At 60.0% G+C, this 24,463-nt stretch carries 21 protein-coding genes and 1 riboswitch; of the genes, 8 read left to right on the top strand and 13 right to left on the bottom strand.

What is annotated here, in order from left to right; genetic code table 11:
- Position 1: 1 nt before the first annotated feature.
- Both thiD and ACP90_RS10020 read right to left on the bottom strand, forming a co-directional pair.
- Complete coding sequence (thiD, locus tag ACP90_RS10025) at positions 2 to 808, bottom strand: bifunctional hydroxymethylpyrimidine kinase/phosphomethylpyrimidine kinase (protein ID WP_062488232.1); 807 nt, start codon at positions 806 to 808, stop codon at positions 2 to 4.
- A 36-nt stretch (positions 809 to 844) separates the two neighbouring features.
- Complete coding sequence (locus ACP90_RS10020) at positions 845 to 1,618, bottom strand: hydroxyethylthiazole kinase (RefSeq protein ID WP_062488231.1); 774 nt, start codon at positions 1,616 to 1,618, stop codon at positions 845 to 847.
- A 68-nt stretch (positions 1,619 to 1,686) separates the two neighbouring features.
- Positions 1,687 to 1,797: riboswitch (TPP riboswitch) on the bottom strand.
- Positions 1,798 to 2,004: 207 nt separating this feature from the next.
- Here ACP90_RS10020 and ACP90_RS10015 point away from each other — a divergent pair.
- Together ACP90_RS10015 and ACP90_RS10010 are read left to right on the top strand one after the other, a co-directional pair.
- Entirely contained in the window at positions 2,005 to 2,241 is a 237-nt protein-coding gene (locus ACP90_RS10015; protein ID WP_023000641.1) for an Lrp/AsnC ligand binding domain-containing protein, read from the top strand.
- 20 nt (positions 2,242 to 2,261) lie between these two features.
- Positions 2,262 to 2,669, top strand: a complete 408-nt coding sequence (locus ACP90_RS10010) for a hypothetical protein (protein ID WP_023000640.1) — start codon at positions 2,262 to 2,264, stop codon at positions 2,667 to 2,669.
- A gap of 235 nt (positions 2,670 to 2,904) precedes the next feature.
- Here the strand turns inward: ACP90_RS10010 and ACP90_RS10005 are convergent, their stop codons facing one another.
- From ACP90_RS10005 to ACP90_RS09975, 7 genes are all read right to left on the bottom strand, one after another.
- Positions 2,905 to 3,906 (bottom strand): DMT family transporter, encoded by a 1,002-nt coding sequence (locus tag ACP90_RS10005; RefSeq protein WP_051990128.1) that lies wholly within the window; start codon positions 3,904 to 3,906, stop codon positions 2,905 to 2,907.
- Between the two features lie 105 nt (positions 3,907 to 4,011).
- Complete coding sequence (gene sbmA / locus ACP90_RS10000; RefSeq protein ID WP_023000637.1) at positions 4,012 to 5,268, bottom strand: peptide antibiotic transporter SbmA; 1,257 nt, start codon at positions 5,266 to 5,268, stop codon at positions 4,012 to 4,014.
- Between the two features lie 198 nt (positions 5,269 to 5,466).
- A complete protein-coding gene (locus ACP90_RS09995) occupies positions 5,467 to 7,764 on the bottom strand; it encodes a xanthine dehydrogenase family protein molybdopterin-binding subunit (protein ID WP_062488230.1) in 2,298 nt (765 codons plus the stop codon).
- A 282-nt stretch (positions 7,765 to 8,046) separates the two neighbouring features.
- Positions 8,047 to 9,108, bottom strand: a complete 1,062-nt coding sequence (locus tag ACP90_RS09990; RefSeq protein ID WP_023000635.1) for a succinylglutamate desuccinylase/aspartoacylase family protein — start codon at positions 9,106 to 9,108, stop codon at positions 8,047 to 8,049.
- Positions 9,105 to 10,010, bottom strand: coding sequence for a 30S ribosomal protein S6--L-glutamate ligase (gene rimK / locus ACP90_RS09985; RefSeq protein WP_006932769.1), 906 nt, complete (start codon positions 10,008 to 10,010; stop codon positions 9,105 to 9,107). The genes ACP90_RS09990 and rimK overlap by 4 nt, the downstream gene beginning before the upstream one ends.
- A 355-nt stretch (positions 10,011 to 10,365) precedes the next feature.
- Entirely contained in the window at positions 10,366 to 10,839 is a 474-nt protein-coding gene (locus tag ACP90_RS09980) for a RimK/LysX family protein (RefSeq protein ID WP_208993495.1), read from the bottom strand.
- A gap of 215 nt (positions 10,840 to 11,054) precedes the next feature.
- On the bottom strand, positions 11,055 to 11,642 hold the full coding sequence (locus ACP90_RS09975) for a VOC family protein (protein WP_062488229.1): 588 nt from the start codon (positions 11,640 to 11,642) through the stop codon (positions 11,055 to 11,057).
- A gap of 193 nt (positions 11,643 to 11,835) precedes the next feature.
- Between ACP90_RS09975 and ACP90_RS09970 the strand changes: the two genes are divergently transcribed.
- Positions 11,836 to 12,810 carry a DMT family transporter gene (locus ACP90_RS09970; protein ID WP_208993494.1) on the top strand — a complete coding sequence of 325 codons (975 nt, stop codon included), beginning with the start codon at positions 11,836 to 11,838 and terminating at the stop codon, positions 12,808 to 12,810.
- 54 nt (positions 12,811 to 12,864) lie between these two features.
- Here the strand turns inward: ACP90_RS09970 and ACP90_RS09965 are convergent, their stop codons facing one another.
- Entirely contained in the window at positions 12,865 to 13,503 is a 639-nt protein-coding gene (locus ACP90_RS09965) for a hypothetical protein (protein ID WP_201030463.1), read from the bottom strand.
- 137 nt (positions 13,504 to 13,640) lie between these two features.
- Here ACP90_RS09965 and ACP90_RS09960 point away from each other — a divergent pair, with 137 nt between their 5' ends.
- Positions 13,641 to 14,306 carry a YafY family protein gene (locus tag ACP90_RS09960; protein ID WP_062488227.1) on the top strand — a complete coding sequence of 222 codons (666 nt, stop codon included), beginning with the start codon at positions 13,641 to 13,643 and terminating at the stop codon, positions 14,304 to 14,306.
- 166 nt (positions 14,307 to 14,472) lie between these two features.
- Here ACP90_RS09960 and ACP90_RS09955 read toward each other — a convergent pair whose 3' ends face one another.
- From ACP90_RS09955 to ade, 3 genes are all read right to left on the bottom strand, one after another.
- Positions 14,473 to 16,143 (bottom strand): long-chain fatty acid--CoA ligase, encoded by a 1,671-nt coding sequence (locus tag ACP90_RS09955; RefSeq protein WP_062488226.1) that lies wholly within the window; start codon positions 16,141 to 16,143, stop codon positions 14,473 to 14,475.
- A gap of 305 nt (positions 16,144 to 16,448) precedes the next feature.
- A complete protein-coding gene (locus tag ACP90_RS09950) occupies positions 16,449 to 17,606 on the bottom strand; it encodes an AAA family ATPase (protein ID WP_062488225.1) in 1,158 nt (385 codons plus the stop codon).
- A 13-nt stretch (positions 17,607 to 17,619) separates the two neighbouring features.
- Positions 17,620 to 19,341 (bottom strand): adenine deaminase, encoded by a 1,722-nt coding sequence (ade, locus tag ACP90_RS09945; protein ID WP_062488224.1) that lies wholly within the window; start codon positions 19,339 to 19,341, stop codon positions 17,620 to 17,622.
- A gap of 363 nt (positions 19,342 to 19,704) precedes the next feature.
- Between ade and ACP90_RS09940 the strand changes: the two genes are divergently transcribed.
- The 4 genes from ACP90_RS09940 to ACP90_RS09925 all read left to right on the top strand — a co-directional run bounded on the left by ACP90_RS09940 (position 19,705) and on the right by ACP90_RS09925 (position 24,005).
- Positions 19,705 to 21,027 (top strand): ROK family transcriptional regulator, encoded by a 1,323-nt coding sequence (locus ACP90_RS09940; RefSeq protein WP_201030462.1) that lies wholly within the window; start codon positions 19,705 to 19,707, stop codon positions 21,025 to 21,027.
- Between the two features lie 24 nt (positions 21,028 to 21,051).
- Entirely contained in the window at positions 21,052 to 22,068 is a 1,017-nt protein-coding gene (locus ACP90_RS09935; protein ID WP_023000622.1) for a sugar ABC transporter substrate-binding protein, read from the top strand.
- 81 nt (positions 22,069 to 22,149) lie between these two features.
- Positions 22,150 to 23,232, top strand: coding sequence for an ABC transporter permease (locus tag ACP90_RS09930; protein WP_023000621.1), 1,083 nt, complete (start codon positions 22,150 to 22,152; stop codon positions 23,230 to 23,232).
- Positions 23,208 to 24,005 carry an ATP-binding cassette domain-containing protein gene (locus ACP90_RS09925; RefSeq protein ID WP_208984213.1) on the top strand — a complete coding sequence of 266 codons (798 nt, stop codon included), beginning with the start codon at positions 23,208 to 23,210 and terminating at the stop codon, positions 24,003 to 24,005. Before ACP90_RS09930 ends, ACP90_RS09925 begins: the two co-directional genes overlap by 25 nt.
- Positions 24,006 to 24,463 lie beyond the last annotated feature (458 nt).

Below are 24,463 nucleotides of genomic sequence, written 5' to 3'. Positions count from 1 at the left end.
CTCACTTGCTCCAGAACGCGTGGAAATGATGGACTGGCCCGTGACCACTGCCGATGTGAAGCGTGTCGGCAGCGGCGATGGCGGCCTGAATATAGGACTTGGCGGATCTGACGGCCGCTTCCATGCCCTGCCCCTTGGCGAGACCCGAGGCAATCGCGGATGACAGGGTGCAACCGGTGCCATGCGTGTTGTCGGTCTTGATCCGCTCTGACCTGAGCCAGACCGCATTGCCGTTGCGATCCAGAAGCAGGTCGGCGCTATTCGCACCAGACCCGTGCCCGCCCTTGAGCAGAACCGCATTGGCTCCAAGACCGAGCAGACGTTCTGCCTGCGCCTGCATTTGCGTTTCGTCCGCGGCAACGTTGCCTTGCAACATGCGGGCAGCTTCATGCAGGTTCGGGGTAACAATATCAGTCAGCGGCAGCAGCAAGGCAATCAGCGTGTCGACCGCACTGTCGGCAAGCAACGGGTCACCGGAGGCAGCCACCATCACCGGGTCAAGCACGACCGGACCTGTCTCATGTGCCCGAAGCCCTTCAGCTACCACCTCAATCGTATCGACACGCGACAGCATGCCGATCTTTGTCGCCTTGACGGCAAGGTCCGAGAAGACGGCTGTAATCTGGGCCCGCACGAACTCCGGCGGCACATCATGGATGGCGCTGACGCCAAGCGTATTCTGCGCCGTCAGGGCTGCAATAACACTGGCACCAAAGACGCCGTTTGCGGAAAAGGTCTTGAGATCAGCCTGAATGCCGGCTCCGCCGCCGGAATCCGATCCTGCAATGGTTACCGCAATTGCGGTCATGGGAACCTCCTGGGAGTAGATGCCGAAAAGGCTGCGTCAGCCGGTCTTGAGACGGGCTTCAATGTCGCGGTCAGTCAGGCAATAGAGTGCGTCGAGCAACTCCGGCACCAGACTGCCAGGCCCGCCTGACCGGCTGGCTGCGATTTCGCCGGCAATGTTGAAGACGGACAGTCCGCATGCAGCTGCAAGCGCCCTGTCCTTTTCGATGCTCAGGAACGCCGCCAGAACAGCACCGCCGGCACAGCCGGTGGCCGTCACGCGTGACATCAGTGGATCGCCGTTGCGCAGCAGGAAATCCTCGCCGCGGCTCTCGACCCTGTCTTCCGGGCCAGTGACCGCAAAAACCGTTCCGGCCTCGATCAATGCATCGGCATCCGCCCGCTCCGGCAAGAGAGCAGTGAGTTCTTCCGGATTGAGCCGCACCAGATCCGGCTTCACGCCCAGCAATTCGCGCGCATAGACGCAGCGCACGGGTGACCGGTTGACGAAGACCGGATCGACACAAACCGGACGTCCGGCAGTCCTGGCAGCTTCGATCGCTAGCGGAATGGCCGCACGACGTTCCTCGTCAAGGGTGCCGAGGTTCACCAGCAGCGCATCAGCCCCGCCGGCAAAAGCCGCAACTTCCTCCCGCGCGATGGTCATGGAAGGAACCGCGCCGAGCGCAAGCAGCACATTGGCAGTGAAACTCTGGGCGACCGCATTTGTGATGGCGTGAACGCGCGGCGTTTTCTGCCGCACCCTTTCCAGAAGGGTGAAGACCTGTTCGGCGCACAGGGCTTGCGTGGAAGCAGCAACGGAAAGGCTCATGACGGCTCTCCTGCGACAGAAAGCCCGTTGCCGGTATTCCGGAAAGGACGCGTTGAAGGGAGTGGTGTGTGCATCATGATCTCAAATCCCTCCGCCGGTATCAGCCGGATCAGGTTCAAGGAGTTGGCAGGCCGCCTCTCAGCCCGGTCCAGGATAGCCGGGCACCCCCATGAGATGATTGCACTGCTAACAAGCCGGCCGTGCGATTGCAAGACCCGGCTTGTGCAGAGCGACTACTCGGCAATTGACTGACGGGAGGAGATAGGCGATGTCCTAGTCTGCTTTCGTGAATCTGTTGCCCGGCATGTTTGGCTGACCGAACAGCCCGGCTGATGGTTCAGGTGACACGTTCACCCCCTTCAAACACCAACTGCCCGGAGCGCCCCATGGTACCGTTTTTCGTGATGATCAAATGCCAGTTGGGCAAGACCTACCAGGTCGCCAATGCGATCGCCGATGCGGAAATTGCGTCCGAAGTCTACTCCACCTCCGGCGACTACGATCTTCTGGTGAAATTCTATGTCGACGACGGTTCGGACATTGGCCACTTCGTGAACGAGAAGGTCCACCCGATCGACGGCATTCAGGACACCAAAACCATCATTACCTTCAAGGCCTTCTGAACTCAGACCCGGAAATTTCCATGAAACTCATTAAAATCGCCGCCCTTTGCCTGCCCCTCGCTCTTGCTCCGATCGGATCGACCGCGTCCGCGCAAGGCATGCCGCCGGAGCAGATCAAGCAGATCCTGGACCTGACCAAGGCCAACTGGGTGTCATTCCGCGACTGGCAGGGCCAGGAGCTGATCTATTTCACCCACCTGGAATCCTGGAAGTGCGGCATCGACTATGTCTTCTACGGACTGAACGACGACCCGATTGAGCAGGAATGGCAACTGGAAGCCTGTGACCCGGACAACCAGAATGTCGTTCTGAAGGACAAGCCCTATCTGGAGCTGCCCCTGGGGTCGGCCCAGTCGATCAGCGTGCAGCTGATCTTCAAGGACGGCACCAAGAGCGCTGTCGAGCGGTTCGAATACAAGTCGCAGTAAGGCCGATTTCGGAAACCACCCGCATTCGCCGTCATTCCGGACAAGCGCAGTAAAGCTGCGCGCCGATCCGGGATCCAGCGCATCAGCGTGAGCAAAGCGAACTCTTCTCTCTTTGTATAATGCCGCGCCTAAGGCGCGAAATAAGTCTGGATTCCGGATCTGCGCACAGCATTGCTGCGCTTGTCCGGAATGACGGGGAAGACAGCGTGACCTGCCCTTTGTCTCTTCCTCCCCCCTACGAACGCGAGGGTGATGACGCCCGGCGTGCCTTTGTCCGGTCCAGCCCGAGCTTGTGCTCGCGGTAGATGACGAAAATACCGGCGGCTATCACGATCAGCGCCCCCAGCACCACTGCTGGCAATGGCGTTTCGCTGAACACCACCCAACCGACAATGATCGCCCACAGCATGTTGACATAGTCGAACGGGGCAATGGTGGAGGCATCCGCGAACCGGTAGCTCTGCGTCAACAGGATCTGGCCGACACCGCCCGCAAGGCCGATCAGCAGAAGCAGACCTGCCGTGGGCAGGTCCGGAATGATCCAGGCCTGACCCGGCAGCAGAAAGCCCAACGGCAGCGTGAGCAGCGACAGGACGGACGACATGCCCGCAAACCAGGTAACGATCGTGGACGTGCGCTCCGTCTCGCACAATTTGCGCACAGTGATCATGGCGAGCGCGGCAAAGCCGGCTCCTGTCAGGCCGATCAAGGCCCCGATCATCGAGTTGCTGTCCAACTCCGCGTCACCCAGATGCGGTGACAGCACAACCAGAATGCCGACAAAGCCGACACCGACTGCGCTCCAGCGATAGACCCGCACCTTTTCACCAAGGAGCAGAAACGCCAGCACCACCACGAAGAGTGGCGATGCAAAGCCGATCGCCGTCGCATCCGGCAAGGGCAGCAGAGACAACGCGGTAAAGCCGCAAACCATCGCCGTCAGGCCGACGGACGCCCGGGTAAGATGTCCCAGCGGGTTGGCCGTTCGAAAGGCGAGCCCCAGCTCCCGGCGCATCGCCACCATGATCAGCACCGGAAACAGCCCGAAGAAATTCCGTGCGAACACAAGCTCACCGATCGGCACCGTCTCGGCGGCGATCTTGAGGGCCGTTGCCATGACGAAGAACACCATGGTGGAGGCCACTTTCAGCGATATTCCGATAAGAGGTGCCTGCCGGGTCATCCCGGTGGGCGCCGGAGGTCCGGAGAAACGGGACTTCTGGCTCAAGAACGCCATGACAACTTCCAGGCCCGGCGCTCTTCATGAAGCCACGGGCGGTGCGTCGGACCGCGGAACCGCCGGGACAGAAAACTGGCTTGAACGTCTTGCGCAGACCTGACCTTAAGCTTGCGCCCCCGGTTCAGGAGTGGTGCCGCCGGCAACCGCGAGCTCCCGCTCGGCAATGGAGACCTCAAAGCCTTTCAGACGTTTGTAGATGGACAGGAGCTCGATGATCGTCGTCCAGGAATTCACCAGGAACTGGAAGGACGAGGACACCTGGCTGAAGGCCGTCAGGATTTGCTGCACGATACCAAAGGTGATCTTGCCCACCACAATCGTCGGAATGAGGATGAAATAGGAGAAGATGTTGTCCGACTGAAGGTAAATGCCGCGGGCCAGGTTAAAATAGAGATAGTGGAAGTAGAGCCGGAAATAGTTTTGACGGACAAAACCGAACAGCTCGCGCAAGGTCGCCGGATTGGCGCGATCTTCATGATCTTCCCCGTACACAAGTTCCTTACGGTAGGCTGCCTCAACGCGCTGGTTGTGGAACTCCAGTCCGGGCAGCTTGATTCCGACAAGGCCGAGCAAAACCGTCCCAAACAGCGACCAGATGATTGCCGCGGTGAACAATGGCGCCGGAATTTCGCCTACGATCGGCAGGGACGAGACATGACTTGAAAGCGCAAACAGCACCGGCAAGAAGGCAATCAGTGTCATGATCGAGTCGATGAATGCAACGCCAAGCCCTTCCATGATGGAAGCAAAGCGCATCGTGTCTTCCTGAATACGCTGCGAGGCACCTTCGATGTGGCGCACATTCGACCACTTTTCGACGTAGTAGTCGTTCATCGCCGTGCGCCAGCGGAAGACGTAGTGGCTGACGAAGAAGCGCGTGAAGATATAGAGAATGACCCAGACCGATGTAATCTGCGCGAAGATCAGCATCAGGTTATAGAAATCTGCTGCGGTGACACCGCTTTCCTCTCCATTGAGCGCGTTTTGCAGCGTATCGAAGAACGGTCTGCGCCAGTTGTTGATCGCGACTGACACCTGAACGCTGTAGTAGGTCATGAAAATGATCAGGGACGAGCCCCAGATCGACCAGATCTGCCAGCGGTGGTCGCGAGAGAACATCCACCAGAAACCGCCGAAGAGCAGCGTGCAGATGCCGTAATAGATATAGAACCAAAGAAAATCAGGTGTGACGAAATAGGGCAGCCCGATGGGTGGTTGCTCACCCTGTGGCGGCGTGCCGAAGCCCAGTGTTTCTGTCAGTCCTTCAGCAAACCCGTACCAGGCAAGGATTGCGGCGAGTGACCAGAGGAAGGCAGACAGGAAGAAAAGTTTGGGCTTGGGAAAGAAGGACTGAAACAACGGGAGGATCCTATTTCTTGAAGCGGAAGGATTCGCGCCACGCACCGATGAACCGCAAGATTGCGGCAAGAACCGGATAATTCATACGTTTATTTAAAAGAAACCACAGACACAATCTTGAGAACCGGGCTTCACCGGCGTCAACTTGCTGCCTGAAAGATAAAAGGCGCCTCGAAAGGGCGCCTTTTTCAGTTTCGGTTATTTTCCTGCCTGGATGGCTTCCCACACACGAAGCGGGGTTGCCGGCATGTCGATCAGCTCGTTGACCCCTGCCCCGTCCTTCAGCGCCTTCTGCACGGCATTCATGACCGATGCACAGCCGCCGATGGTTCCGGCTTCACCCGCGCCCTTGATGCCCATGGCATTGGTGGTCGATGGAACGTTGCGGGTCTCGAAATGAATGTCCGGCAGGTCTGCCGCACGGATCATGCGGTAGTCGAGCAGCGAAGCCGTCAGAAGCTGGCCGTCTTCGTCGTAGATCGTCTGCTCGCACAGGGCCTGGCTGAGTGCAGAGGCCGCACCGCCATGCACCTGACCGGCCAGAAGAAGCGGGTTCACCGTGACACCGAAATCATCGACGATCACGTAGTTGACGATGGCAACGTCACCGGTATCCGGATCGATTTCCACCTCGCACACGTGGGTGCCGTTCGGATAGGTCGCCTCGGTCTGATTGACCTCTTCGCGGGCGGTCAGGGTTTCCCCGGCGCCTGCCGCAATCTCGGCTAGTGTCACCTGCTGGTCGGTTCCGACCACACGAACCATGCCACCGTCGAGTTCAAGATCCTCGATCCCGGCCTCAAGCCGATCAGCGGCAAGTTCCTTCACCTTCTTGACCAGCGCAATGCCCGCATCGCGGACAGACGGCAGGCCGATGGGGATGGAGCGCGACCCACCCGTTCCGCCCCCCTTGCGCACCCGGTCGGTGTCGCCCTGGATAACGTCGATGTCCTCGATGGAGATGCCGAACTGTTCCGCAATCACCTGGCTGTAGGCCGTTGCATGGCCCTGGCCGTTGGTCTGTGTACCGATCAGCAACGTCAACGTACCCTTGTCGTTGAGCTCAAGGGTGGCTTCCTCGCTGCCAGGGAAGGCACAGGCCTCGATATAGGAACAGATGCCGATGCCGCGGTACTTGCCGTGCTTCGCACTGTCGTCCTGCCGGGCATTGAAGCCGTCCCAGTCGGCAACTTCCAGCGCCTTTTGCAGATGGCCGGAAAAATCGCCGGTGTCGTACATTCGCCCCGTCTGGGTCGTGTAAGGCAGTTGCTCCGGCTTGATGAAATTGCGCTTGCGGATCTCTACCGATCCGACACCCGTTTCCTCTCCCGCCTTCTCGATCAGGCGCTCGATCAGATAGGCAGCTTCCGGACGGCCCGCGCCGCGGAAGGCATCCGTCGGCACCGTGTGCATGTAGACGCCCTCGACCTTCGCAAAGACGGCCGGAATGTCGTAGAGACCGGAGGTCATCGATGTGCCGACGAAGGGAATGAACGGGCCGAACTGGTGCAGATAGGCACCCATGGCAGCCCTGACGTGCACCTTGAGCCCCAGGATCCGGCAGTCGGAGTCCAGCGCCAGTTCCGCGTGGGAGACATTGTCCCGGCCATGTGCATCCGTCACGAAGTGGTCCATGCGCTCACCTGTCCAGCGCACTGGCCGACCAAGTTCGCGAGCCGCGACCATGCTCAGCGGGTATTCGCGGTAGCAGAACATCTTGGTACCGAAGCCACCACCGACTTCCGGCGTGATCACCTGCAGTTTTTCAGCTTCCAGATCCAGAATGCTGCAGATGATGTCACGCAGACCGTGACCGCCCTGGGTGCCGACCGTCAGCTTGAACCGATCGCTCGCAGCGTCGAATTCGGCAACGCAGCCGCGCAGCTCCATGTAGTTGGCGACGATCCGGTTGTTGACGACGTCGATGGAAACAACCTTGTCAGCCTTTTCGAAGGCTGCGTCGGTCTTGGACTGATCACCCTGACCGTATGTGAAGGCAACATTGGTCCCGAACTCCGGCCAGACCTTCACGGCGTCCGGTGCAAGGGCCTGATCGATCCCGACGACAACGTCCAGCGGGTCGTAGTCGATTTCCAGCATCTCGGCGGCATTCCGGGCTGCGTTGACATCGTCCGCGACGATGAAGGCAATCGCATCGCCCACATAGCGTACTTCGTCGGAGCACAGGACAGGCTGATCGGGCGCCGCGAAATTGGAGCCGTCGATCTGCTTTGGACGCGCCCGGCAAGGCATCGTCCGGCCTTCCAGCTCGGCTCCGGTGAGCACGAGCCTGACACCGTCCATCTCACGGATCTCGTCCACATTTCCAAGGCTGATGCGCGCATGTGCCATGGCGGACCGAACGACGACCCCGTGCAGGCAGCCTTCCGGCATGTAATCGCCCGTATAGATGCCCTTGCCCGTTATGAGCGGCTCATCTTCCTTGCGGCGCAATGGGGCGCCAACACCGAACTTCGGAGTGACCATCTGGTTCATGAATCTGGACCTGCTTTTTTTGGGAAGACTTTCCCTTGGGAAATATCCACGCGCCGGGAGCGCCGGTTTTGTTCAACATAGTGCCCGAAAGCCGACGTGGCCAGAGGTTTGGACAATTCTGCTTCGCACAATTGTTTTTCCGGGCAAGCTGTGGGGGCTGAGACGGCTTGCTCATTCGGTGCCAGTGGCCCATCCATCAACATGAGCCAGCCCCTCCCCAGGAGCATGCGATAGGTGGGTGAGCTGCTGCACACGCGGAGGAACCCTGAAACCAAGCCGTCTCTAGATGATTTCGTCTTCGTCGAACAGCGGATCGGCCTCAAGCTGGGAAGCCAGGCTGTCGAGGGTCGTTTCAGCGTCGTATCGTTCGTTGAACTCGGCGATATGAAACAGCCCGTCCCCTTCGTTGACCACCGGAAGGTTGGTTCTGCCCACGATGAGCCCACCCAGTTCGGCCAGCACGTTCCGTTCCTTCTCGCCGAACGGATCAGAGGTGATGCCAAGCAGCATACCGGGTTCGACAACATCGCCGACCGATTTGAACGGCCGCAACAATCCACCGGCCGGCGAACGGACCCAGTAGCTCGTCTTGCTGAGGATCGAGCGGGCCTTTGGCCGCGTGATGCCTTTGGCTCCCAACATCTTCAAGGACCGCATCACGCGCAAGACGCCGGAAACGCCGGCCCTGATCGCCATTTCGTCAAACCGCAGGCCTTCGCCCGCCTCAAACACCAGGACGTCGGTTCCCTTCAGCTGTGCGGCCTGTCGCAACGACCCATCGCGCACCTTGGAAGTCAGGATGACCGGAGCACCGAAAGCTTTCGCGAGCGACAGCGTGTCTGCCCGTGAAGGCGAAACGCGGATCTGCGGCAGGTTGGTCCGGTGAATGGCCGCCGAATGCAGGTCGATGCCATAATCAGACCGGTTGACGATCTCGCTCATGAAAAGATGCGCCAGCCGCCCGGCCAGCGAGCCGCGCAGGCTACCGGGAAACGAGCGGTTCAGGTCACGCCGGTCAGGCAGATAGCGCGAATGGTTCAGAAAGCCGAACGCATTGACGATCGGGATGACCATCAGCGTACCCTTCAGCTTGTCCAGTTCCTGGATTTCGAGCTGTGGCGCTTTCAGGACACGGCGTGCGATCTCCACACCGATAACCTCGTCACCATGCACAGCCGCACTGACGAACATGACCGGCCCGGGTTTGCTTCCATGCAGGACATGCACGGACATCGTCACGGGCGTGTGGTCCGACAGCACGCTGACCGGCAGATCGATCGTACGCCGGGTTCCCGGTGCGATCTTGTGGTCGCCGATCTCGAAGGCTTTCACTTTTGTGGTCAACCGCGTCCCTTGGTCTTGGTTTTGCCAACCTGGGCATTCTTGGCAATAAAGTCGATGATCTTGCCGGCAACATCAATACCCGTTGCCTTTTCAACGCCCTCCAGCCCGGGCGAGGAGTTGACCTCCATCACCACCGGGCCATGGTTGGACCGCAGCATATCGACACCGCAGACGTTCAGCCCCATGGTCTTTGCCGCGCGAATGGCGGTCGAACGTTCCTCGGGAGAAATCTTGATGGCGGCCGCACTGCCGCCGCGGTGCAGGTTGGACCGGAATTCGCCCTCCGCACCCGTCCGCTTCATGGCCGCAATCACCTTGCCGCCAACCACCAGCGCACGGATGTCGGTGCCGCCGGCTTCCTTGATGAATTCCTGCACCAGGATGTTCACGTTGGCACCGCGAAACGCCTCGATCACCGACTTGGCAGAGCGCTCCGTATCGGCAAGAACCACACCGATGCCCTGCGTGCCCTCCAGCAGCTTGATCACAACCGGCGCACCGCCAGCGGTCGCCAGCACTTCCTCGGTCATCTTCGGATCGTGAGCGAAGGTCGTAACCGGCAGGCCGATCCCGTCGCGGGCAAGCAGCTGCATCGAGCGAAGCTTGTCGCGCGATCGTCCGATGGCAACGGATTCGTTCAGCGGGTAGACGCCCATCATCTCGAACTGGCGCAACACGGCCAGACCGTAAAAAGTGACCGATGCGCCGATCCTCGGAATAACCGCGTCGAAGCCGGTCAGCTTGCTGCCGTTGTAATAGATTTCCGGCCGCCGGGAGGCGATGTTCATGTAACAGCGCAGGGTGTTGATGATTTCCAGTTCGTGACCGCGCTCCTCGGCAGCGTCCTTCAGGCGCTTGTGCGAATAGAGCTCGGGATTCCGTGCCATCATAGCAATTTTCATTGGTTCAAGTCCCTCGGTCTCAGCCTCGTTCCGACCGGTGTTGCGACACCGAATTTTCAGTGATTGTTGTTTGCCACGTAAACGCGTGGCTTAGGGTATGGACCCATAAATGAAGACGAAATGGCATGAAAAATAGCAAAATCGCGCTAGGAAGTGTGCGCAGAGCGGGCTTTCTGCCCGGTCAAGCACGCTGACGACGCGCGGTGAAGCCATTTTCATGTCCTTCGGATTTGATCGGATTGGTCCTCCTCAGCGTTGCGAAAGCTTGAAAATGGGTCACATTTCCTGCGCTTCCGCGCCTTGAGGAAGACCAATCCACCTCAAACCATTTCATCTTCATTTATGGGTCCACACCCTAGTGTTTTGTTGCCAGCGCGGGCTTTCCCGCCAGGAAAGACCGGCCCGCATGCACCAGCACGTTGTGCCGCCTGATCGCCGTCCGGCCGAGGATCATGTCGAACCCCATGTTCGACCTGTCCGCCAGCGACACATCCACATGCCAGTGATGTTTTCCAAGATGAAGTAACGTCCGGATGACAATGCGCCGCTCGGGAACACCGCTGGTGTTCTTGATGTTGCGCTCGTCCAGAACCGGAACCTCCGCCCGGAAATCGCTGTGATGACGCGAGGCAGGCACCCGGAAACGTACCCAGGTCCGACCCTCGCGTTCGAACACTTCCTGTTCTTCGGCATGGAGCGCCGAGGTGCGTGCGCCGGTGTCGATCTTGGCACGCATATCGAAAACGCCCAGTTCGGGAAGGCTCACGATTTCACGCCAGCCGATGATATCGGCAGCGGCCAAGGGACGCCCCTTCTTAGCCATTGTCATTCAAAAAAACCCTGGAGCCCCCTTGCTGGGGCCTTTCCCAAACGACCTTGTTAACCGAGCATTGCATGGCCCGCCGGAGAGCGCAACACAGGTTGCGGTCCGGTCTGGAAACAAGATTTCGGACGCAGCTCATCATCATGATTCACATCGGCGCGCAAGCGAATTTGCGAGCGAGTGCAAAGAACGTCTGGCAGGTGCAACACCCGGATGACGCCCTACCGCTTGTACGGGTTCTTCGGGCGCCGGTCGTCAGACAGGCTGCGCCTCGTTTCGCGCGTCAACTGCTCGATGGCATCGGCAAGATGGACTTCCTGAATGTTGTAGTCGCCCCGCGCCACCCGGATCTTGTGTGCTTCCAGCATGACCTCGCCCATGGCGACGCCTTCCGGCGGTACGAAGCGATAGCTGGCCAGTTCGATCAGCAGCCCGAGCGGGTCACGAAAATAGATGGAATCCATGAAGCCGCGATCCTTCGGACCGCTGTGGGATATGCCGCGTGCATCAAGCCGCTCGGCAATCTGCCGAAAGGTTGCCTGCGATACGGCAAGCGCCAGGTGATGAACGCAACCGATTGTCTGGGGGGCCGGCTCCGGGTCCGGTTTGCGGTCTTCGTTGGTGAAGATCGTGATGAGACGGCCATCGCCGGGATCGAAATACAGATGGCTCTGGTTTTCATCGTCCAGATTGGGCTGCTCGAACACGAAAGGCATTCCCAGCAGCCCTTCCCAGAAATCGATGGAAGTCTGCCTGTCGGCCCCGACAAGAGTGATGTGATGCACGCCCTGCGTCTGGATTTTTTCCATGGAAGTCCTCCCTGTTCGGCGCAGTTTAAATTGCATCCGCTTGCAATGGCAAACAGCCGCCCTCTTTCCTTCTCAGCGAAAAGCGCTAAGCTTGTTTCAACTGCAACAAACAGCCTTATCCGAGTCTTGCCTGTGCTCCGGCCCCAATGCGCCGCCGCATCCGCATACCCTCCGGCAAGGATTCACGATGGACATGCCCACCCAACAGCCGGAGCCTTCCGAGGCAACCGGCAACCGTCTTCGGCGCAAGGTGACCAGCCTGACGGAGAACCTGCCGTCGAACACCATCGGCGCGCTCTGGATCCTTCTGGCCGCCTTTCTGTTCTCGATCATGGTCACCCTGATCAAGCTGCTCGGCAAGGACCTGACGGTGTTCCAGATCCTGGTGATCCGCCAGGGCATCATGCTTGCCATCGTTGCCCCGAAGATCCTCAGCGGATTGCCGACCTCACTGGCAACAAAACGTCCCGGACTTCAGCTGACCCGTATCGTGGTTGCCGCGACCGCCATGCTCTGCGGCTTCACGGCCGTCATCGAACTGCCGTTGGCCGATGCCACGGCAATCAGCTTCTCCAAGACGTTCTTCCTCACGATCTTCGCCATCTGGTTGCTGGGAGAAACGGTCGGTGTGCACCGCTGGGGTGCCACCATCGTCGGCTTTCTTGGGGTTGTTCTGATGCTCCGCCCGCAAGGCGACGGGCTGATCGATCCCTTTGCGCTGCTCGCCATCGCCGGGGCGGCCTGTGCCGGCCTGGTGATGATTGTCGTCCGCCTGCTGACGCGCACCGATCCCCCGGTCACCATCCTGACCTATCAGGCTTTCGGCGTCGGGCTGATCATGATCATCCCCGCCATCCTGACCTGGCAGAGCCCGACCCTGGCACAATGGGGAATTCTTCTTGGGATCGGCATCGTGTCCTGGGCGGCCCAGATGGCGAATATCCAGGCATTCCGCGCCGGCGAAGCCACCGCAATTGCCTCGCTGGACTACACCAGGCTGCTCTATGCCACCGTTTTCGGTGCGCTGGTGTTCCACCAGTGGCCGCGCGTGGAAACACTGGTGGGCGCTGCCGTCATCATCGCCGCGTCGATCTACACGGTCCGCCGCGAGGCCAAACGCGGCCAGAAACTAGCCAGGGCCTCGGACGGACGCGGGTACAATAGCTAGAGCAGCAGGCGATAAGGTTGCCTGCCGGCTCAGGCAAAAAGGTTGCCTGCCGGCTCAGGCAAGCACGTGCCAGAAATCCAGATCGACGCTGGCGGGATCAAACAGGCTCAATAGCGGCGCACAGGCCGCGTTCGACACATAGCCTCCGCAGATCTCCCTGGCAGCGCCTTCCGTTTCCACAAAGCAGATCTCCGAATAGGTATCCTCCCCTGCCCGCGCCATCAGATGCGCCCTGGTTTCCGGCAAGGGGGCAAGATACTCCCTCTCGATCCGTCCGGACGCAGCCATCAGCGCCTCTTCTGAAAAGCGGCCGTCGTCCCTGGGACGAAACGTACCGAATTCGATGGCGGAAAATCCGTTCGGCACCGCTTCGAGGTCTTTCATCAGACGGTTGAGACACAGGCGAATGCTGCCGGGCTCCAGCAGTTCCATGAATGCCCTTGAGCACGCAGCCTGCATATGCGCCTCGGACATGGCTGCGAAACTGGCCTCGTCCCTTGCCAGAATTGCATCGGCATAACCGCCTGTTGCATTGCCTAAGAAGCAGTGAAAGGCGATGCCCGGCTGGTTGCTCAGGAATTCCTTCTGCCACAGGCGGGCGGCCGCTATCAGTTCCGGCGCGCCAACGCCTGGTTTCGCCTCGTAGCGGGCAAACCCCATCACTTTCATCGGTCCCAGTTCTTTTCGCAGCATGAGATGTCCTTCCGTGTTTCTGCTGCCAGCTCTATAGAAGAGGTCAGAGACAGTTTCTGTCAGGGGGATGCGTCTATGGTCGCCAGAAACTGGACCGCAGCGAGCGCCTTGCAGAAACCTGCCGGAGACCGAAGCCCATGCGAACCATCAGGCTGTTTTCCATCCTGGATACCCTGCGCAGCCGCAGAGGCGCCGTTCCGGCCGCCATGCTTGCGGAGCTGCTGGGCGTGACGGAACGCACCATTTATCGGGACATGGCCACGCTTAAGGCGATGGGCGCTCCCATTCGCGGTGAAGGCGGTGTCGGCTACGTTCTTGAACGCGGCTATTTTCTGCCGCCAATGCAGTTCGATCCGGACGAGCTGGATGTCATCCTGCTCGGCATTCGCATGGTCAAGGCACGTGGCGACAAAACCATGAGCGAAACGGCCGAGCGGGTGCTCGGCAAGCTTGGAGCAGTTCTGTCCGAAGGCGAACGCTCGCTGAACCGTCCGTTGCTTGCGGTCGGCAAGGCCTCCTCGGCACAAGGACATGACGCCCTGTCTCCGCTGCGCGATGCCATCCGCAAACGGCGCAAGGTGCAACTCGGCTACAGCGACCTGCAGGACCGCTTCAGTGAACGCCTCACCCGCCCGCTGGGACTGACCGCCTTCGAAAGTGTCTGGGTGCTGACTGCGTGGTGCGAAGTACGGAATGGCTTCCGGAATTTCCGGCTCGATCGCATCACATCATTTGCGATCACCGACACACGGTTTCCGAAGGAGCCGGGCAAGGAATTTCAGGACTATTTGAAGACACTGTGAGGCAATCACGCCACTTCGTTGCAACGGGTTTATGCGACAGCAGTGTGACTGCTTGTCAGGTGGAATCCCGCTCTGCGTGACATGAAAATTGTGCCGGTTTAGACAGAAAGCATTGCGCGGAAGCGCTCGATTGAGAGCGCTCCCAGTGTTTTCAGGAACGGAGCGCTCAGGCGCTCCGGGCTTCCGCCGCTGCCCGCTTCTGGGCTTCTTCCTCGACTAGTTCCTTCTTCGACAATTTGCCGACCATGGTTTTCGGCAACTCGTCACGGAACTCATAGTCTCTTGGCAGTTCGATCGTCGACAAATGGTCCTTCAGGAAGGCCTTCATGTCATCGGCGGTGAGCGAATGGCCTTCCTTCAGCTTGATGAAGGCCTTCGGGCTCTGGCCGCGATAGGCATCCGGCACGGCAATGACGATGGTCTCGTCCACGGCCTTGTGCTGGTAGATCGCTTCCTCGATGACGCGCGGATAGACGTTATATCCAGAGCACAGGATCAGGTCCTTGATCCTGTCGACCAGATAGATGAAGCCGCCATCATCCTGATAACCGACATCACCCGTATGCAGATACCCGTCATGGGTGATGGTCTCGGCGGTCGCGTCCTCGCGCTTCCAGTAGCCCTTCATCACCTGGGGCCCATGCAGCAGCAACTCGCCCTTCTCGCCTGCCGGAACCACGGTTTCGCGGTCCTCGATACTCACGAAGCGGGCACTGGTCCCCGGCACCAGCCTTCCGATGGACCCCGCCCGGCGGCTGTCGTCCAGCGGGTTGACCGCGGCAACTGGCGACGTTTCGGTGAGGCCGTACCCTTCCACCAGAATGCAGCCCGTGATCTTTTCAAAGCTTTCCTTGACCTCCACCGGCAAAGGCGCGCCGCCCGACAAGCAGATCCTGATGCTGGTCAGATCGTAATTCGCTGTCATGGGCGAGTTGTTGATGGCCGTGTAGATCGTCGGCACACCCGGAAAGAGGGTCACTTTCTTGCGCTTGACCGCTTCCAGCAGTGACTTCAGCTCAAAGCGCGGCTGCAGCACCATTTCAGCGCCCAGAATGATTGACAGGTTCTGCCCCACCGTCATTGCGAAGACGTGGAAGAACGGCAGAACGCACAGCATCTTTTCTTCGCCCGGCCGCGCCTTTTCGAAGACGCAGCGCATCTGCTCGATATTGGCCGACAGGTTTCTGTGCGTCAGCATCGCGCCCTTGGGAACGCCGGTGGTGCCCCCGGTATACTGCAGCACCGCGATATCGTTTGCCGGATCGATTGCGACCGGCCTGGGCTTGTCTCCCCTCGTCTGCAGGTCTTCGAAACGAATGTGGGCGTCATCACGGGGAATGTCCGCCAGTTCCTTTCGCTTGAACAGACTGAACAGCACCTTCTTGATCGTCGGCAGGCACCAGGCCATCGGGCAGACGATGATCTTGTCGAGCGCCCGTTCCCTGCGAACCTCCTCGACCTTGTCGTAGATCACCTTCAGATCCATGGTCACCATGATGCGCACATCGGCATCTCGCGCCTGGAACGACAGTTCGCGCTCGACGTAGAGCGGATTGAAGTTGGCGACCGTGGCGCCGATCTTCAGAACCGCGAAATAGAAGATCGTGTAGAAAGGCGTGTTTGGCAGGCACAGGCCGACGTGAACACCCGGGCCGACGCCCATCGCCTGCAATCCGGCAGCCGTCCTGTCGACCAGCGCGCCGAACTCGGCATAAGTCCACACCTTGCCCATGAAATCACAGGCAGGACGGGTCCCGTATTGGGCAACGGTCGTCTCGAGATACTCGTGTACTGGACGGGGCTTGAACGCCGCGTTCCACTCCTCCGCAGTCGTCATTACGTTCTCCAACGCGTTTTATCGCTTCACTGCGCGGACGGGCCTTTATCCTGAAATTTCGTGATCCGGACAAAATCCGTACCGCGAAATGGTCCTCCTCAAGGGCCCGGCCACCAATGAGGCGTCACCTCTTTGGGTCTCTTCTGACATGACGCAACCTTCCGTTCACGTCAACTCGCGACGTAACGACACCTCGTCGTTTTTTTGCGCGTGAAGAACCATCCGCTTAAGATAAGCCAGCTGAGCCGGTTGGCAATAGAGACGTCAAATCAAAAACTTATAGACAACTCCGCAAAACAGGCGGTTTATCTCTTTGGCCAATTCCAGCGAGGTGTGTCAGCGCTATCCACAACCGTCTCGCCAAGTTCCTTGCGCAGATCGTAGCGCATGCAGCCTCTTTCCGACGACAGCACGGACACCAGTTCTTCCGCATGGGAAACGACGATCACCTGCGTCTTTTCCGCGGCCCGTGCAATCAGCCGGGCGAGAGGCTCCAGCAATGCCGGGTGGAGGCTCGTCTCGGGCTCGTTCAGCACCACCAAGGGCGCCGGGCGCGGCGACAGGAGCGCCGCCGTCAACAGGAGATACCGGAGCGTTCCGTCAGACAATTCACTGGCTCGTAGCTCGCGCAACAGCCCCTTCTGTTGCATTAGCAGTTCAAAATAGCCGTCGTTGACCGAAATCCTCACGGATGCTCCGGGGAACGCATCATCGACAGCCTCTTCCAAGGCCCTCTCGTCACCAATTTCCAGGATGGTCTGAAGAGCGGCTGCCAGATCCCCGCCATCCCCGCTCAGCACAGATGTCCGTGTTCCTATCTTGGGAAACCGCGCGGGAGCGTCCCTGTCGGTGCGCAGGTGATCATAAAAACGCCAGGCGCGCATGCGCTCGCGCATGACCAGAAGTTCCAGACCGTCTTTCGGATCGGCGGCATGGGTCATCATGCTGTCGAAGCGGGCAAGGTTCTGGAAAACCGGTATGCGCTGCCCGTGGGCATTGAGAACCCGAACCGTCGGGCCGTTTCTGGCCGCGATCTCGTTCGAGCGGGACAAGGCTTCGCCGGCCCAAAGGACCTCGGCCTTGATTTCCGGATCCATGGAAAACAGCGACCGCCCGGCGTCCGCCGGCAGACCGAGATCTATCGCATAGCCGTAATCCTCATCGGCAAAGCCGAGCTTCAGACTGACCACGCCCTTGCGCACGGTTCCCTGAACCGGCACTTCGCCCTGTTTCATGGCCCGGGAAAAAGCTTCAGGCCCTGCCCAGAGCGTCGAATTGAGGCCACCTTCCGCGGCCAGCGAGGCAATCGCCTGGCCTTGCGAGACTTCGGCCAGCAAACGAATCGACCGGTAAAGGCTCGATTTGCCGCTGCCGTTTGCGCCCGTCACCAGAGTGATGCGGTCGAGCGGCAAGACGATGTCGCGTAGCGAGCGGTATCCGGAAACGGCAAGAGTGAGGATCATCGAAAGACCTGTTTCAGCTCCCCTGATCCACCAGTTCGAACTTGTTGACATCAAAGATGCCGAAATCGGTGATCTTCAGATGCGGAATGACCGGCAACGGCAGGAAGGCGACCTGAAGGAACGGTTCGGCCAGCGTGCAGCCGAGATCCTTGGCGGCGGCGCGCAGGTGCTCCAGCTCCTCCTTCACCGTTTCAAATGGTTCGAGGCTCATCAGTCCCGCCAGCGGCAGAGCAAGTTCGGCTTTCACTCCGCCCTTGTCGGCAACCGCAAATCCGCCCTTCATGGCGATCACCCGGTTGACCGCGTGGGCCATGGCTTCCTCATCCGCGCCGACCACGCAGATGTTGTGGCTGTCATGGCCGACGGACGAAGCAATTGCGCCCTGTTTCATGCCGAAACCATTGACGAAACCGAGCCCGATGTTGCCCGTGCCCTTGTGCCGTTCGACGACAGCGACCTTCAGCACATCCTGGTCAAGATCGGCCAGCGTCTTGCCGCCGGTCACCGGCAGGGTGCGCTTCAGGTGTTCGGTGATGATCCTGCCCGGCACCACACCGATAACGTCGGCCTCGCTGTTGCGCGCCGGTATATCGAACTTTGACGCGGTGACCTCGCCGACATGCACGCTGTCGAGGCCAACCGGCGGGACAATGGTTCTTTTTGCAAAAGCTTCGTCCGTCGCCTGAACACCGCCGCAGATCACTTGCGCCACGCGGCAATCGGCAAAGTCGCTCAACAGCGCAATGTCTGCGCGCTTACCCGGTGCAATCACGCCCCTGTCTTTCAGGCCGAAGGCATTGGCTGCCGACCAGCTTGCGGCCCGATAGGCGTCAAGCGGACGAATGCCCTTGGCGATCAGGCGGCGGATCATGCTGTCGAGATGGCCTTCCTCGGCAATATCCAGCGGATTGCGGTCGTCCGTGCACAACGCGACGAACGCGGAAACATCCGGTGTCAGGATCGGGGCCAGCGCTTCCAGGTCCTTTGAGACGGAGCCTTCGCGCATCAGGATCGTCATGCCCTTGGCGAGCTTTTCCAGCGCCTCCTCGGCGGAGGTAGCCTCATGGTCGGTTCGGATGCCTGCGGCCAGATAGCCGTTGAGGCCGATGCCCTGAAGCAGAGGCGCATGGCCGTCGATATGACCGTCCTGAAAGGCGGCAAGCTTCGCCAGCACCTTGGGATCGCGCGCAAGCACACCTGGAAAATTCATGAATTCAGCAAGGCCGATCACGCTTGGATGATCGCGGAACGGTAGCAGGTCCTCGATCTCCAGACAGGCCCCGGCTGTCTCGAAAGCCGTTGCGGGAACGCAGGACGAGAGATTGACCTTGAGGTCCATCGCCGTTTCCAGAGAACTGTCCAGGAAATAGCGGATCCCTTCGGCACCCAGAACGTTGGCAATCTCATGCGGGTCGCAAATGGCGGTGGTGACACCGTGCGGCAGCACGCAGCGGTCAAACTCGAACGGTGTGACCAGAGACGATTCCACATGAAGATGCGTGTCGATGAAGCCGGGAACGGCGGTCAGTCCCGAACCGTCGATCGTTTCGGCCGCTTCATATTGCCCGTGCGTGCCGACGATCCTGTCACCGACGATCGCAATATCCGTTTCGACCGTAGATCCGTCGACAACGCTGAACAGGCTGACATTCTTTATCACCAGATCGGCAGGACGCTCCCCTGCTCCAGCGGCAATCGCCCGTTCAAGAAACGCTTCGTCATGTGTGGCCGGCATTTTTTGTCTCCGATTCTCGTCCCTCCCCGACAATACGGATGTTGAAAGCTCCGGCAACGATTTCGCGAAGGTGTGTTAGGATGTCCTGCACGAAAGAGCTGAAATACGGATCGCCCGTCAATCCCGTGCGCACCCAGGCTGCGCGGATGTGCCAGACCGGCCCCTGCCGGAAAAATATTACCGAGGCAGGCGAGAATTTTTCGTGTTGTTGCGCAGAGACTTACCGCGCCACAATATCGAAAACGTGCGTTGCAAAACAGATTGCGATTGACAGCCGGGCCACTTGGGCGAATAATTTTATCAAACTTATTTATTCTGATGCCGCCGACGAGAGCAGGCAGTTCCTGGGGAGGAGCAAGACCGGTGGAGGACACGCCAAAAAGCGGCCGTGGTTCGAATTCCGCGCAATTGCGCCGGTACAACGAACGCATCGTACTTCAGATCCTTCGGCGTGCCGGTGAGGCCTCCAAGGCGGAACTCGCCCGGGCGGTACAGCTGACAAACGCGGCCATCGGCGCCATCATCCAGAACCTCATCGAGGAAGGGTTGATCGTGGAAGCCGGCAAGCGTCACGACGGCAGCCGCGGACAACCGGCAACCATTCTCCGGCTTGCCCCGCGCGGCGCCTATTCCTTCGGGGTGCGGCTGGACCGGACCAACATGGAAACCGTGTTGATGGATTTTTCCGGCCAGCTGATTGCCCGCCGGCTTCATGACATGATCCTGCCTGCGCCCGAAGAGGCCATGGAAATCCTCAAGGACGATCTGGAATTCCTGCGCCAGCATCTGAGCAAGGAAGATCAGTCCCGCATCACCGGCATCGGCCTGGCGCAACCGTTCAACCTCGGTGCCTGGCTGCATGAACTGGGCCTGCCCCAGGCCGATTTCATGAAGTGGGAAGACTTCGACCTGACCGACGCCCTGGAAAAGGCTACCGGCCTGCCGGTGTTCAGCGAGAACGACGGCACGGCGGCCGCTGTGGCCGAACTCTTCTACGGGCTGGGCCGGCAGAACGACAATTTCGTCTATCTTTTCCTTGGGCCTGCGATCGGTGGCGGCCTGATCCTGAAGGGCGATGTCGTGCGCGGTGTATCCGGGAACGCCGGCGACGTCGCCATGATCCCCGTTCCGCCAAGCACGCTGACCACCGCACCAAAGGCCCGCAATTCCTGGGACCTGCTGCTGACCCGCGCATCGCTGGTGGCACTCGCCCGGCACATGTCGCCGGAAGATTTTCCAAAGCTCAACCGCTCCGATTTGCAGCACGCGGTTGAAACCGGAGATCCGAAATACACCGAGTGGCTGGAAGACTGCGCCGAAGCTCTCGCACTTGCCCTGCGCTCGGCCTATGCGCTTCTGGATGTTCCGCTGGTCGTCCTCGACGGCGACCTTGGCGGCCCGTTCCCGGAAACGTTCCGGGCCGCCTTGAAGAAGGCCGTGGAAAAGGCCGCGCCTGAGAAACGCCATTCACCCGACATCGAAATCGGCAGCTTTGGCCACGACGCAGGCGCCATCGGCGCAGCCAGCCTGCCGCAATTCTTCAATTTCTCGCCCAGGGCAGCAATCCTGACGGGCGGGAAAGACACCGGACCCGCCGGGGCTGGCAGCTCGGAGGATAGAGCCAGCTTTCCGGCACGGGCAGCACGGTTGGGGTCACATCTGGCCACACCCAACCGTTCAACCTGAATTGGCCAGGGAGGAAAAACGCAAATGATCCGCAAACTACTCGCGACCGGTTCCGTTCTCGCCGCCATGGCTGCCACCCCGGCAGTCGCAGCAGACATCTCCGCCTGCCTGATCACCAAGACGGACACCAACCCGTTCTTCGTGAAAATGAAGGAAGGCGCCACCGCAAAGGCTGAAGAGCTCGGCATCGAACTGAAGTCCTTCGCAGGCAAGATCGACGGCGACCATGAAACCCAGGTGGCAGCGATCGAAACCTGCATTGCTGACGGTGCCAAGGGCATCCTGCTGACCGCATCCGACACGTCGTCCATCGTGCCGGCTGTCCAGCAGGCGCGCGACGCTGGCCTTCTGGTGATTGCACTCGACACGCCGCTCGATCCCATTGATGCAGCCGACGCAACCTTCGCCACCGACAACTTCAAGGCAGGTGAGCTGATCGGCCAGTGGGCCGCGGCCAGCCTGGGCGACGAGGCAGCCAATGCCAAGATCGCCATGCTTGATCTCGGCATCAGCCAGCCAACCGTCGGCGTGCTGCGTGACCAGGGCTTCCTGCAGGGCTTCGGCATCGAGCTTGGCGACCCGAACAAGTGGGGTGACGAAACCGATCCGCGCATCGTCGGCAACGACGTGACCGCAGGTAACGAGGAAGGTGGCCGCAAGGCCATGGAAAACCTGCTTGCCAAGGATCCGATGGTCAACGTGGTCTACACGATCAACGAACCCGCTGCTGCCGGCGCCTATGAAGCACTGAAGGCCATCGGCCGCGAAAACGACGTGCTGATCGTTTCTGTCGACGGCGGTTGCCCGGGTGTTCAGAACGTCAAGGACGGTGTTATCGGCGCCACCTCGCAGCAGTATCCGCTGCTCATGGCATCGCTCGGCATCGAGGCCATCAAGGCCTGGGCCGACAATGGCACCAAGCCGGAGCCGACCGAAGGCAAGGACTTCTTCGATACCGGTGTTGCCCTTGTGACCGACAAGCCGGTTGAAGGCGTCGAATCCATCGACACCGCCAAGGGAACGGATCTCTGCTGGGGCTAAGACACCCCTGGACGAGATCAAAAGGGGCATGGGCGACCTTGCCCCTTTTTTCAAAACCGGCGCAAAGAAGGTTAAACGGGCATGACCTTAGAAAGCAAAACGGCCAAGGGGCCGGCGGACTACGAATCCGCTGCCACCTCCGGACCGCAAGCTGTCGCCTCATTCGATGACGAGCGTCATGGGATCGGGCATAAAATCCAGCACACGCTGCACCAGACCCCATCACTGGTTCCGCTGATCGTCCTGGTACTCTCCCTTGTCGTTTTCGGGCTGCTGCTCGGATCGAAACTGTTCTCCCCCTTCGCACTGACGCTGATCCTGCAGCAGGTCCAGATCGTCGGCATCGTGGCGGCAGCACAGAGCATCGTCATCCTGACCGCCGGCATCGATCTGTCGGTCGGCGCGATCATGGTGCTGTCCTCCGTCGTCATGGGGCAGTTCACCTTCCGCTATGGTTTGCCGGTGGAGGTCTCCATCGTCTGCGGCCTTATTTGCGGTACCTTTTGCGGGTATCTCAACGGCTTCCTTGTCGCCATCGTCAAGCTGCCCCCCTTCATCGTGACGCTCGGCATGTGGCAGATCGTGCTTGCCACCAACTTCCTTTATTCGGCCAATGAGACCATCCGGTCGCAGGAAATCGCCGAAGTGGCACCGCTGCTTCAGTTCTTCGGCAACAAGGTCAATGTCGGCGGCGCAGTCTTCACCTACGGCGTCATCTTCATGGTGCTTCTGGTGCTGGTGCTGGCCTACGCCCTGCGTCAGACAGCCTGGGGCAGGCATGTCTACGCCGTTGGCGACGATCCGGAGGCCGCGCAGCTTTCGGGCGTGCAGGTGAAGAAGGTTCTGATATCGGTCTACATGCTGTCCGGGCTCATCTGCGCCTTCGCCGGCTGGGCGATGATCGGCCGCATCGGCTCGGTCTCCCCGACCACCGGTCAGCTTGCCAACATCGAATCCATCACGGCCGTGGTGATCGGCGGCATCTCGCTCTTCGGCGGACGTGGATCCGTGCTCGGCACCCTGTTCGGGGCGCTCATCGTCGGTGTGTTCACGCTCAGCCTGCGCCTGCTCGGCGCCGATGCGCAGTGGACCTACCTGCTGATCGGCATCCTCATCATCGGCGCGGTCGCGATCGACCAATGGATCAGAAAGGTATCTGTGTGATGGAACCTGTCCTGCAAGCGCGTAAACTGGTCAAGCGCTACGGCCGTGTCGTGGCCATGGACCGAGCCGACTTCGAACTCTATCCCGGCGAGATCCTCGCCGTGATCGGCGACAATGGGGCCGGCAAATCCACCTTGATCAAGGCTCTCAGCGGAGCCGTGCAGCCAGATGGCGGAGAGATCCTGCTCGATGGCAAGCCCGTCCACTTCACCTCCCCCATCGATGCCCGTGAAGCCGGGATCGAGACGGTGTACCAGACCCTGGCCATGTCCCCTGCCCTGTCGATCACCGACAACATGTTCATGGGCCGTGAGTTGAAGAAACCCGGCTTCCGCGGCACCTGGCTGCGCCAGCTGGACCGAAAGAAGATGGAAGAGATCGCCCGCGAAAAGCTGAACGAACTTGGGCTGCTCACCATTCAGAACATCAACCAGGCCGTTGAAACGCTTTCCGGCGGTCAGCGCCAGGGGGTGGCGGTGGCACGGGCGGCTGCTTTCGGCTCCAAGGTCGTGATCATGGACGAGCCGACCGCCGCTCTCGGCGTCAAGGAAAGCCGGCGCGTGCTGGAGCTGATCAAGGATGTCAGGGCCAGGGGCTTGCCCATCGTGCTGATCAGTCACAACATGCCCCATGTCTTCGAGGTTGCCGACCGTATCCACATTCATCGGCTGGGCAGTCGGGCTTGTGTCATCAAACCGTCGGACTTTTCCATGTCCGATGCGGTGGCGATCATGACCGGAGCGATGGATCCGCCGGACAGCATGGCGGCCTAGGCCAGGGAAGACAAACGGGAGGTGCCTTTCATCCGGCGCCTCCTACCCGGGACCTCGTCCCGAAGAGAACCGAAAGGTTCATCCCGAAGGACGGGCGGCAAATTCGGTGCTTGTGGCCTATCCTTCGAGACGGGCCTATGGCCCTCCTCAGGATGAGGTGGTGGTTTGATAAGCCGCTGTAGGGAGGAGAAAGGTCATTCAACGGGTGCCATTGGCAGGCCTCGTTGGAACCAATAAGGGAACGGGAGACACCGGGTTCAGCACCTCTCCCACCCAAATCCTCATCCTGAGGAGAACCGAAAGGTTCGTCTCGAAGGATGGGCGGCAAATTCAGCGTTCGTGGCCCATCCTTCGAGACGGGCCAATGGCCCTCCTCAGGATGAGGTGGTGGTTTGATGAGCCGTTGTGGGGGCAGAGAAGACACATGCAACGAGCGCCATTGGCGCGCCTCGTTGAAA

Source organism: Labrenzia sp. CP4 (genome assembly GCF_001579905.1).
Classification (GTDB): domain Bacteria; phylum Pseudomonadota; class Alphaproteobacteria; order Rhizobiales; family Stappiaceae; genus Roseibium; species Roseibium algicola.
This window is presented reverse-complemented; position numbering and strand designations above follow the sequence as displayed.